Source organism: Granulicella sibirica (genome assembly GCF_004115155.1).
Lineage (GTDB): Bacteria > Acidobacteriota > Terriglobia > Terriglobales > Acidobacteriaceae > Edaphobacter > Edaphobacter sibiricus.
The window spans coordinates 448,012-459,912 of record NZ_RDSM01000003.1 but is presented as its reverse complement, the minus strand read 5'-3'; the positions used below and the strand labels follow the sequence as shown (position 1 = coordinate 459,912).

The window sequence follows — 11,901 nt, the reverse complement described above, 5'->3', positions numbered from 1 at the left end:
TTAATAATGCTTCTATGCTGCATTCATATTGCTGCTTGCCTGTTCTCATATCGCAGCAATATAGTGGCAATAATCTTATTTATGCGATATTGTTGCGATATCGCATAACGCAGGAGCCGAAATGCCCGTCATAGCCGTATCGAACCCGAAAGGTGGAGCAGGGAAGAGCACGACGACCCTCCTCCTCGCTACTTACCTGGCACAGCAAGGCGCAACGGTCTCCGTGCTGGACGCCGACCCCAATCAGCCGATCATGGATTGGAAGAAGAACGGGACTTCCAAGACGTCGCTCACGGTTATCGGCGGTGTCCGGGAGTCAAACCTGATGGAAGTCCTCGAATCTCAGGACCAACAGTTTGTTTTCATCGACTTGGAAGGAACCGCAAGCCTTCTTGTCTCGCGCTCCATCGCCATGGCTGACTTCGTCATCGTCCCCGTACAGGCCAGCGCCGTCGACGTCCGGCAGGCAGGCAAGGCGATCCGTGCTGTGCGGGACGAGGAGAAGGTCGCCCAACGCTCAAATCCTACGCGCCGGATCCCTTTCCGCGTACTCATGACCCGCACTCCGGCCCCCGGCGCGCCTGTCTCCTCGGTGCAACGGCAACTCGAGGCCGAGATCGAACTTGCCGGAATTCCGCGGTTTAAGACGAGTCTGGCCGAGCGAATGGCGTTTAAAGCGATGTTCGTCGAACGGCTGACTCTCCCCGAGATGGAAGACCTCAAAGTCGGAAATCTTGAGGCTGCCTACGAGAATGTCCACGTTCTTGCGGAGGAGCTTATCGGCCTTCTTCAAGAGATCGGGCAAACCGGAGAAGGTAAATGAGCAAATTTGGCCTTATGGATCCCGGAGACGAACCAAAGCGCGAAACGACCCTCACGGAACGCCTTGCAGCTTTCTCGCCCGTCAAGCCCCGCTCAACGCCTGATCTAGCAGCCATCGACTCCGCAGCGGCTCAACACGGCTTTGTCAGCCGCGAACTACCGGACATTCAGGCCTCGGAGCAGCCAGGGCGCCGCCGCCGCGCCATCCCAAGCGAGCCGACCCGGCATCTGGCGATTCGACTCTCCGCAAGCGCCTACAACCGGTTCGTCGCGTACGCAGACCACCATAAAGTCACGTATCACGAAGCACTGATTCGCCTTATGGACGAAGCAGACCGGTGACGCCGTCCCCAAAAGACGCTGAAACGGTAGCAGCCAGGAGGGGGACACTATGCGTGGCGCCGTCCCCCGGCCCGGTAAGCCTCCAGGGCTTCCAACTCGGAGAACATCTTCGGGATCTCCCCGTCACATTCCTCATCGTTAATCCGCGCCTCCGGATCGAATGCCAGAACAAAGGCGTCGCCCTCACTCTCGAGCACCCGCGCGAGAGCATACAGCGACTCCGCCAGGTGTTCGACCGTTCTGAATCTCACCTCCAGCTTTCCCCGCGAAAGTGAGATCGAGGAGGGAAGGGAAGCGAGGGATGCTGGTTCGGCATCGCGGCGGACCAGCGACAGCGCCTTCCTCCGAAGCTCCGGAGCTTTTTCCCGTTTCAACTCCCGGAGCAGACCCACCACATCGTCGGTATCCCGGATCCGCTCCAGGAAGAGGCTCAGAATCTCCCGGTCGACCAGAAGCGAAGTCCCGATCTGCACGGTTGGAAAGCTCCCGAGCAGCTTCTGCGCGGCCCTCGGCTGGAGCTCGAAGAGACACTCGAAGTCGCGCCGGTCGTAGTGAGATCGCGTGGAACCAGCAACGGTGCGCCGGATTTCGTGAACGCGGGAAAGCCAGGAAACAGGACGCGACATGCAAGCCTCCGCCACGCTGAAACAGTAGCATTCCCTGAGTCTAAGTCTATTTTCGACGGAAGGGAATAGCCGCGCGGTCGCGCACTAACCCGAGGAAAGCGGTCTCTCAACCGGAGAAACCCAAACAAACCCGAAGATGAGTGACCGCGCCGCGCACCACCCCTATACTGCCCCTATGCGCGCCGCCTTCACCTGTCTTGCCCTAGTTTTCGGTCTCTTCACGCCCGTTCTCCATTCGCAGAAGATTACGGTGAGCTTCCCGTCCGCGCGCTCACCCCAGCCGCTCGACGGGCGCATTCTCTTCCTGCTCTCGAACGACCCATCTGCCGAACCCAGGATGCAGATCGACGACACGCCCAGGTCGCAACTGGTCTTCGGCGTCACCGTCGATGGCCTCAAGCCCGGTCAGCCCGCCGTAATCGACGAGCACGCCTCTGGCTACCCAATACGGTCCATCCGCGACGTGCCCCCGGGCGACTACACCGTTCAGGCGGTCCTGAATATCTACGAAACCTTTCATCGCGGAGACGGAAAAACGGTAAAGCTTGCGCCGGACCGTGGCGAGGGCCAGCACTGGAACCTCGCTCCCGGCAACCTCTACAGCGCACCACGCAAGATGCGCGTTGGCCCAGATGCACCACCCATCGCCGTCTCGCTCGATCAGGTCATCGCTCCTATCGTCTCCGAACCGGATACCGAGTACGTCAAGCACATCCGCATCCAGAGCAAACTGCTCACGGAGTTCTGGGGCCGCCCCATGTTTCTCTCCGCCATCGTTCTCGTCCCTGAAGGATTCGCGCAGCATCCCAGCGCCCACTACCCCGAGATGGTTTTCGAAGGCCACTTTCCCGACGGCTTCCCCGACTTCCGCACCATCGCACCCGACCCCAACCTCAAGCCCGACTACTCCGAGCGGTTCCACCTCGCTGGCTACAACCGCATTCAGCAGCAGGAGGCCTACAACGAGTACAAGCAGTGGATCAGCCCGGGTTTTCCGCGCTTCCTCGTTATCCAGATCCAGCACGCCAACCCTTTCTACGACGATTCCTACGCCGTCAACTCCGCCAACCTCGGGCCGTACGGCGACGCGATCGAGACCGAACTGATGCCGGCCATCGAGAAGCAGTTTCGCGGCATCGGCGAGGGTTGGGCGCGCTTCCTCTACGGTGGCTCAACCGGGGGCTGGGAGTCTCTCGCTGTGCAGATGTTCTATCCCGACCGTTACAACGGAGCCTTCGTCGCCTGTCCCGACCCGGTCGACTTCCACGCCTATATGACAGCCGATCTCTATAACCAACCGAACATGTTCTATCTGGATGGAGCCAACAAGCATGTGGAACAACCGGCTATGCGCAATTACCTCGGCCAGACCCTCATCAGCGTGCGCGACAACGTAGCTTACGAAGCCGCGCTTGGCGACCATGGCCGCTCCGGCGAACAATTCGATATCTGGCAGGCCGTCTACAGTCCCGTCGGCGCAGATGGTTATCCAAAGCCGATCATCGATAAAGCAACAGGCGAGATTGACCACGCCACGGCCGCCTATTGGCACGATCATTATGATCTCAACGCTATTCTCCAACGCGACTGGGACTCCCTGGGTCCCAAGCTCCGCGGAAAGCTCCACCTCTACGTCGGCTCCGACGACACGTACTTCCTGAATGATGCCGTCTACCTGATGGAAGACTTCCTCAAGACCACAGGCACTCCCGGCCACGGTGTCCCTTATGACGGCGAGGCGCAGTACGGGCCACGCGCCGAGCACTGCTGGAACGGCGACCCCGCGCTGCCAAACGCCTACTCACGCCTTCACTACAACACCATGTACATCCCGAAGATCATGGATCGCATCGCGAAGACAGCCCCAGCGGGCGCCGATATGAGCTGGAAGTATTAGCGCTCCTGCCACTGTGCCAGCTCACGATCCAGCGGAAAAATGCAGCACAGCCCTGTATAAATCTCCACGGTACAGCGATTGGCCTACTTCGATCGGCCTACTCGCCTCATCCCGCAGACTGCTGGAGATCACCAGCAGGCTGGATCGCGTCGGCACCTTCAAGGCCGACGCTTCCTCCTTTGTGGCCGCGCGCGCCTCAATGATCTCGTCTACCGTGCCGAAGCGAATGTTATAGCGGCCCTGCAACGTCTCGTAGAGTGAGTTGACGCTGAAGTCAACCTGCTCTATTCCCGGCATCCGCTCGAGGGGTAGAAAAGCCTCTTCGATCGCGAGTGGTTTTCCATCCGCGAAACGGAGACGCCGAAGCATAAACACCAGCGCACCGGGTGCCAACTCAAGCCGCTCCGCTATCTGCGGATCTGCCGGAACCGTCTTTCGAATAAGCTCTTGCGCGGTTGCTTTCTTGCCCAGCGCCCGCATCTCGGCGGTAAAGCCCATCCTGGTCGCGATGTCCTTCTCGACCTTTGGTTCGGCCACAAAGGTGCCGCGACCCCGCTCACGAACGGCCAATCCCTCGCTCTTCAACCCTTGTAGCGCTTGCCGCGAAGTCATGCGACTCACTCCGAAGATGCGCGACAGCTCCGCTTCGCCCGGGAGCGCCTCCCCCGCGCGCATGAACCCTTCACGGATCTTCTGGGTCAGTTGACTCTGAATCTGAAAATACAGAGGAACAAATCCGCTCTTCTCAAGCGGGGTGAACATGGTGTGCTTATCGCTCGGCCGGGGCTCTCGATGCTTGCTCTTCGATGTCATCGTCCTTGTAGCTTGCACGAGTTAGAACCATGATGCAAAAAGCAGCCCCGCTTATCGCCCAACTTGGAAGCTCGCGTGACGCAGCCACCGTCACGAACTCCGCTCTCAGCGGGGATACTTTGACGAAGGCATTCAACCTCTTGGACCGCCTCGCGAGAAGCTTCCCGTTCGGCAAAGTGCGCCCGATTGCTCCCTCGAGAGAGGTAAAGAGAGCATAAGGACGCATTTTGCCGACTAAAAAAGGGTCCATCGCAATCCGCGCGCATGGGACTCTCGTTTCGAGATAAAGAATATTTGGTAACTTCCGGCGAATTTCTTTTGACTCGCGTCGTTCCTGGGAATATTGTTCCGCTACTCGAACGACCTGACTTTCCTTGCCTCTTGCTGAGTGCTTCTCTTCGGAAAAGGATCTCCCGCACGGTCTTACCGCAGTCTCAGGATCAATCATGTCGTCTGTATTCGGGCCGTCGTACTGTCGATGTGCGTGGAGATTGCGGTCCGTTCCGCATCCGTCGCGTCGTGCCCTGATTTTTCTGCGCTGCACCTTGATCCTGTTCTTCTCGTTCGTCGTGCTTCTGCCTCAGCTCCGAGCGCAACAGGTATCTCCAATCACGACAAACCTCCTCACCAACCCTGGAGCCGAATCCGGCAGCATCGCTGGCTGGACCATAGGCGGCAATGGAACTCCCACCGTCGACAGCGGCACGTTCGACCCCGGCATTACGCCCCACACCGGCAACTACGACTTTCTTGGCCATGATGGTCCATCCGATTCTCTCTCCCAGACCGTCTCGCTCCTTACGCAAGGCGTAGGCACCTCCGACCTCGACAGCGGCACTCTCTACGCCACCCTCAGCTTTTGGGAACAAGGCTTGAACCAGGGAACTCTGAGTGACGACGCCTCCATCACGCTGAACTTCCTTGACGGCTCCGGGAACTCTCTCGGAACCGCCAATTCTGGAGAAGTGGACTCTCACGACAACGCATGGATGAACTTTCGCGGCAGCTACCTTCTCCCCGTTGGAACCCGATCCATCACCTACACCATGAACTTCGTTCGTCACGTCGGCAGCGATCTCGATGCCTTTGTCGACGACAACCTTCTCGTGTTGAGCGTACCCAGCTTCGCGCTGAGCCCCACCAGTCTTGACTTTGGCAATCAGAAGGCCGGCGTGCCCAGCGCCGCGCAGGTCGTTGCCGTGAGCAACCCCGGCCCGAGATCGCTCAACATCGACCAGATCATCCTGTCTCTCGGCTCAAACCCTTCGGACTTCACCCAGACGAACAACTGTCCCTCGTCCCTAGGGCCGAGCGGAAGCTGCCAGCTCAGCGTCGTCTTCACCCCGCATGGCGTAGGTCTCAAGACTGCCGGCATCGCTATCTTCGGAGACGAAACCGAGCAGGCGATCAACGTTAGCGGTACCGGCACGGGAGGGATCCTCCAGGTCAATCCGGGCAGTCTGAAGACGATCGCCGGCAACGGAATTGCGGGCGATGCCGGCGACGGAGGTCCTGCCACAGCGGCCGAATTGAATCAGCCGAACGGCATCGCTTTCGACTCGAAGGGAAATCTCTACATCGCGGATGACGTCGCGAACGTTGTGCGCAAGGTCGATAGCTCCGGCAACATCACCGCCTTTGCTGGTCTTGGAACCGCCGGATACTCCGGCGACGGGGGACCCGCACTTCGCGCTCAGTTATACGGGCCCGACAGCGTCGCGGTGGATGCGGCCGACAACGTCTACATTCAGGACACCCTGAATAACGTCATTCGCAAGGTGAACAGCGACGGCGTGATCACCACGTTTGCCGGAACCGGAGCCGCCGGACACGCGGGCGATGGCGGGCCGGCGACCGCTGCAAGACTCAACCAGAACCAGGGCGCACGATTCGACAAAAGCGGTAACTTGTTCGTCCCGCAATGCGGCGGCCCCAGCATTCGGAAGATAGACACCACGGGAGTCATCACCACGGTCGCCGGCAACTTCACGCCAGGCTTTGGCGGAGATGGCGGCCCGGCTATCGGCGCGATGCTCAACTGCCCGTCCGGCGTCGCGATCGACACCGCGGGAAACTTTTACATCGCCGACGACTTTAACAATCGCATCCGGAAAGTCGATATCTCCGGCACCATCACTACGATCGCGGGAGACGGAAACGCCGGGTTCAGCGGGGACGGCGGTGCATCCACCGCCGCAGAACTCAACCTCCCGAACGACATCGCCATCGACGCTTCCGGTAACCTCTACATCGCCGACAGCGGCAACAACCGTATACGCAAAATCGATACGACCGGCATCATCACCACCGTTGCCGGCGGTTTGCAGGACGCCGGCAGCGCAGGTGTCAACACACCTCTTTCTCTCAACCTCGATGCCTCCGGAAATCTTTACTTTTCGGACTCCGGCAATAGCAAGGTGCAGGAACTCTTTCCCGCCGGCATCAAACCGTTCGCGGCGACCATGGTCGGGGCCTCCGCGCCTGCCCAGACCGTCACCATCAGCAACATCGGGAACGTCGACGCCACAATCGCCTCCGCCGCCAGCTTCTCCCTCGGCGGCAATGCTACCGACTTTGCGCTCTCGGGCGGCACATGTCTCTCCGGAGCGACCCTCCCCGCCAACGGCGGATCCTGCACCCTGCAGATAACCTTCACCCCCGTCGCAGCCGGCCTGCGCACCCTCAGCATCTCCATTGCAGATAACGCCCTCAATTCCCCTCAATCCTTTGTCATAAGCGGAACTGGCACCCAGGGGGTCTCCACTCTCACCTGGCCCGCGCCTGCCTCGATCCCCTATGGAACGGCTCTCACCTCTGCCCAGCTCAACGCCGTCGCCACCGGCGCGAGCGGAACATCTATAGCCGGCTCGTACATCTACACGCCCGCAGCCGGGACGATCCTCGAAGTTGGTGTCCACACGCTGACTGTCGCCTTCACCTCATCTACCCCCAGCTACAGCAACGCAACGGCCGCCGTCCAGATCACCGTCACCCAGGCAACTCCGATCGTCGCCTGGCCGTCGCCCGGGAACATCTCCTATGGGACTCCCCTGAGCGCCACGCAGTTGAACGCCGCAGCCGCCGGGGTGGCCGGTAGCCCTGTGAGCGGCACGTATACCTACGCGCCCGCCGCAGGCACTGTTCTCGGAGCTGGAATCCACACCCTGACGGTAGCCTTCACGTCAACTGACCCGAACTATGCAAACGCATCCTCTACAGTCACCATCACGGTTGTCCAGGCCGCACCGGTCATCACCTGGCCCGCTCCCGCGAGCATCCCTCTCGGAACGCCTCTCAGCGCCACGCAGCTGGACGCAACTGCCACCGGTATTGGCGGAGCTGCGCTTCCTGGAGTCTTTACCTATGCTCCGCCCGCCGGAACGGTTCTGCCGTCCGGCAGCCAGGCCCTTACCGCGACGTTCAAGCCCACCGACTCCGTTGACTACGTCTCCGCCGTAACCACGGTGCAGATCCTCATCGCCCCCTTGACGCTGACCTCCGTCAATCCGGGTACGGCCCGTGTCGGAGACCCCGACACCGTCGTCACCATCACGGGCTCGGGCTTCCTTGCATCGTCGGTAGCGCTCGTCAACGGGACTCCGGTCGCGACCACCTTCGTCAACGCCACGACGCTGACCGCCGTCATCCCCGCTGCTGACTTCGCCAAGACGGGCACGCTCCAAATTGTCGTCTCCGACCCGGGAATCTCGTCGGTTTCAGCGTCGCTCCCGCTGAGTGTCATTCCCGCGACCCCCGCCGTCACCCTCTCCGGTCCGTCGGCGACGACTCCCGGTTCTCAGCCCTCTCTCGTCTTTACCATCACCAATCCCTATCCCGTGCCTCTCACCGCGTCCTTCAATCTCCTCTTTGCCCCGGCGGTCACTCCGGCAGTCGATGATCCTGCCATCCAGTTCGCCGGTGGTGGCAGAAACTTCACCTTTACCGTCGCCGCCAACTCCATCGTCACCCCCGCTATCCAGCTCCAGGCTGGAACCGTTGCCGGAACCATCACCGTCCCCCTTACGCTTACGGCCCAGGGAATCGATGTCACCCCCACAACCCTTCAACCCGTCGTCATCGTCATCCCCCGCGCCGTCCCGGTGGTATCGACAACGACCGTTACGCGCAACGGAAGCCAGTTGAGCGTCGCCATCCACGGATTTTCGAATACCCGCGAGGTCACCACCGCGGCTTTCCAGTTCGCGCCCGCCGCCGGGGCTACGATCAACACCCCCGACGTCACCGCACCCGTGACCCCCCTCTTCACTACCTGGTTCACCTCGGCGACGTCCGCACCGTACGGCTCGACCTTCACCTATACCCAGGTCTTCGATGTCAGCGACGATGCCACGAATGTCGGATCCGTACAGGTCATCCTCACCAACAGCGTCGGAACCTCGGTCCCCGTCACATCTCAATAATCGCCCATACGGGATCGATCACTTTAAGAGCGCCGGGGGATTTCGAAGTCCCCAGCTAAAGTCTCTCGTTCGAAGACTTTAGGGCCTTATCCGGGTGGGGGATATACCCGACGTGCGCGCTCAGGAACCACCCTATCGAGTCATCCTTCCAGAGACTCCACATGCTAGACTCGCTCCATATTGCACCCAGTTGCTCTTGAAGGGAGGCGCAATGATCCCCGACGCGAGCGGAACGCTCTTGAGTCTCGCTCTGCTCCAGCTTCATCTCGGCTGGAGTCTTCTGCGCCTCGACCCTCTTGACGGGGTGAAGTCCGGTACAAGCATCTTCGCGCCCGCCGGCACTCCCGCCCACACTATTTTCGGCCTCTCGATGCTCGTTCTTAGCATTTGTGCGGCGATCTTTGTCATCGTCGGTGGCCTTCTCCTCTTTGTCCTGATCCGTTTCCGTCAGCACCCCTCCGATCAGAACAGCGAACGGGAGCCCGCCCAGATCTACGGAAGCACGCAGATCGAGCTCTCCTGGACCGTTATTCCTATCATCATCGTCGTCATGCTTTTTCTCGCGACGACGCGCGTCATCTTCTCCACCCAGCACGCGCGCAGGCCGGTCGAATCCCTCGACGTTACCGTCATCGGCCACCAGTTTTGGTGGGAGTACCGCTATCCCAAGCTGGGCATCGTCACCGCCAACGAGCTACACATCCCCGTCAGCAACCCCGCCACCCCCACCCCCACGTACCTCACGATGTCCTCCGCCGACACCGATCACAGCTTCTGGGTACCACGACTTGCCGGAAAAACTGACCTGATCCCGAACCGCGTCAACACCATGTGGATCGACCCAGAGCAAGCCGGCCTCTACCTCGGCCAGTGCGCCCAGTACTGCGGAACCCAGCACGCCAAGATGCTCCTCCGCGTCTACGCTGACAGCCCTGCCGATTTTGCTGCTTGGGTTGAACATCAGAAGCAGCCCGCCTCCCAAAACCCCCAAGCTGCGGAAGGCCAGGCCGTCTTCCAGCACAATGCATGCATCAGTTGCCACACGGTGGCTGGAACGGTCGCGACCGGCAAGTTCGGCCCCGACCTCACGCATGTCGGCAGCCGCGACACCATCGCATCCGGAGCTGTGCCCAATACCCCGGCTAATCTCCGCACCTTCGTCGATAATCCCGGCCACTTCAAGCCCGGCATTCTCATGCCCCCCATGCACCTCAACGACCACGATCTCGACGCAGTCACCGCATATCTCGTGACCCTGAAGTAGAGATAGAAAGGCAGGAACGCCATGGCGACACAAAGTCCGGTGACCGCAGTCCTCGACAAGACCCAAGCGTCGCAGCCGCCTCGCCTCTTTCTCGCGACACTTCACGAATGGGTTACCACGGTCGATCACAAGAAGATTGGCCTGATGTATATCGGCTACGCGCTTTTCTTCCTCGTTGTCGCCGGCTTCGAAGCAATCCTGATGCGCATCCAGCTTGCCATCCCGAACAACACCTTCGTCTCACCCCAGGCTTTTAACCGCCTCTTCACCATGCACGGCACGACGATGGTCTTCTTCGTCGGCATGCCCATCCTCTTCGGCTTCGGGAACTATCTCGTCCCGCTTATGATTGGGGCGCGGGACATGGCTTTCCCTCGTCTGAACGCCTTCAGCTTCTGGGTCTCGGCCTTTGGTGGTTCGCTCCTTTATTTCAGCTATCTCGGGGGTGATGGCCTCTACGGGGCGGGCAGCGCACCCGATGTGGGCTGGTTCGCCTACGCTCCCTTGACGGCACGTGTCTTCTCGCCCGGCCACAGCACCGACTACTGGACCCTAGCCGTCCTCCTCAGCGGAATCGGCAACATCGGCACTGCCCTGAATATCGTCGCTACCACCATCTGCATGCGGTGCCCCGGCATGAAGCTCAACCGCATGCCCCTGCTGGTCTGGCTCTATCTCGTTACGTCCATGATGGTCTTTGTGGCGGTCAGCCCTCTCACCGCGGCGCAGATCATGCTGCTCCTCGACCGCTATCTCGGCTCCCACTTCTTCGACACCCAGGCCGGCGGATCAGCAGTTCTCTGGATGCACTTCTTCTGGATCTTCGGCCACCCAGAGGTCTACATCCTCGTCCTGCCCGCTTTCGCGTTCGCCAATGAGATCATCCCCGTTTTCTCCCGTAAGGCCATCTTTGGCTATCCCGCGATGGTCGCGGCTTCGGTCGGCATTGGCTTTATCAGCCTTAGCGTCTGGGCGCACCACATGTTCACCGTCGGCATGGGAGCCGGGGCCAACACGTTCTTCACCCTCTCGACCATGGTGATCGCGGTGCCCACAGGCATCAAGATCTTCAACTGGCTCGCCACCCTTTGGGGCGGCAAAATCCGTTACACCGTTGCGATGATGTTCTCCGTCGGCTTCCTCTTTCAGTTCCTCATCGCTGGTCTCACCGGCATCATGCTTTCCGCCTCACCCTTCGACTGGCAGCTCGGCAACTCCTATTTCGTGGTTGCCCACTTCCACTATGTCCTCGTCGGCGCCATCCTCTTCATGATCTTCGCCGCCTTCTATTACTGGTACCCGAAGATGACCGGCCACATGCTCGACGAGAAGCTCGGCAAGTGGCACTTCTGGCTCTTCCTCATCGGCTTCCATCTCACCTTCGACTTCATGCACATCCCGGGTATTCTCGGCATGCCGCGCCGGATCTATACCTACGAAGCGGATCGCGGCTGGATGCTCCTGAATATGATCACGTCGAGCGGCGCCTTCTTCCAGGCCATCGCTACGCTCCTCTTCGTCTACAACATGGTCTGGTCCTACTTCAAAGGGCCTATCGCGGGAGCAGACCCATGGGATGCCTGGACTTTGGAGTGGTCCACTGTGTCACCACCCCCGGCCTATAACTTCGCGACGATCCCCACCGTAGAAAGCCGTCGCCCACTCTGGGATCTCAAGCATCCCGAAGACCCCGATACCCGCTACGAATAAAGAAGG

8 protein-coding genes are annotated in these 11,901 nt (G+C 60.3%); 6 read left to right on the top strand and 2 right to left on the bottom strand.

Annotated elements, in window-relative coordinates; translation table 11 throughout:
* The first annotated feature begins 121 nt into the window (after positions 1–121).
* The gene (locus GRAN_RS18485) at positions 122–823 is read left to right on the top strand and encodes a ParA family protein (protein WP_128914531.1); all 702 of its coding nucleotides are present in this window, start codon (positions 122–124) and stop codon (positions 821–823) included.
* Positions 820–1,164, top strand: a complete 345-nt coding sequence (locus GRAN_RS18480; RefSeq protein WP_128914530.1) for a hypothetical protein — start codon at positions 820–822, stop codon at positions 1,162–1,164. The genes GRAN_RS18485 and GRAN_RS18480 overlap by 4 nt, the downstream gene beginning before the upstream one ends.
* A 47-nt stretch (positions 1,165–1,211) precedes the next feature.
* On the opposite strand, the gene GRAN_RS18475 is transcribed toward GRAN_RS18480, so the two are convergent.
* Positions 1,212–1,790: a hypothetical protein gene (locus GRAN_RS18475; RefSeq protein WP_128914529.1), complete on the bottom strand. Its 579-nt coding sequence runs from the start codon at positions 1,788–1,790 to the stop codon at positions 1,212–1,214.
* A 136-nt stretch (positions 1,791–1,926) separates the two neighbouring features.
* On the opposite strand from GRAN_RS18475, the gene GRAN_RS18470 reads away from it, so the two are divergent.
* A complete protein-coding gene (locus tag GRAN_RS18470; protein ID WP_241654974.1) occupies positions 1,927–3,687 on the top strand; it encodes an alpha/beta hydrolase in 1,761 nt (586 codons plus the stop codon).
* Positions 3,688–3,708: 21 nt separating this feature from the next.
* Here the strand turns inward: GRAN_RS18470 and GRAN_RS18465 are convergent, their stop codons facing one another.
* Positions 3,709–4,500 carry a GntR family transcriptional regulator gene (locus tag GRAN_RS18465; RefSeq protein ID WP_128914528.1) on the bottom strand — a complete coding sequence of 264 codons (792 nt, stop codon included), beginning with the start codon at positions 4,498–4,500 and terminating at the stop codon, positions 3,709–3,711.
* Positions 4,501–5,045: 545 nt separating this feature from the next.
* On the opposite strand from GRAN_RS18465, the gene GRAN_RS18460 reads away from it, so the two are divergent.
* The 3 genes from GRAN_RS18460 to ctaD all read left to right on the top strand — a co-directional run bounded on the left by GRAN_RS18460 (position 5,046) and on the right by ctaD (position 11,895).
* Positions 5,046–8,921, top strand: coding sequence for an NHL domain-containing protein (locus tag GRAN_RS18460; protein WP_161571051.1), 3,876 nt, complete (start codon positions 5,046–5,048; stop codon positions 8,919–8,921).
* A gap of 211 nt (positions 8,922–9,132) precedes the next feature.
* Positions 9,133–10,185: a cytochrome c oxidase subunit II gene (coxB, locus tag GRAN_RS18455; protein ID WP_128914526.1), complete on the top strand. Its 1,053-nt coding sequence runs from the start codon at positions 9,133–9,135 to the stop codon at positions 10,183–10,185.
* A gap of 21 nt (positions 10,186–10,206) precedes the next feature.
* Positions 10,207–11,895 (top strand): cytochrome c oxidase subunit I, encoded by a 1,689-nt coding sequence (gene ctaD / locus GRAN_RS18450; RefSeq protein ID WP_128914525.1) that lies wholly within the window; start codon positions 10,207–10,209, stop codon positions 11,893–11,895.
* Positions 11,896–11,901: the final 6 nt, after the last annotated feature.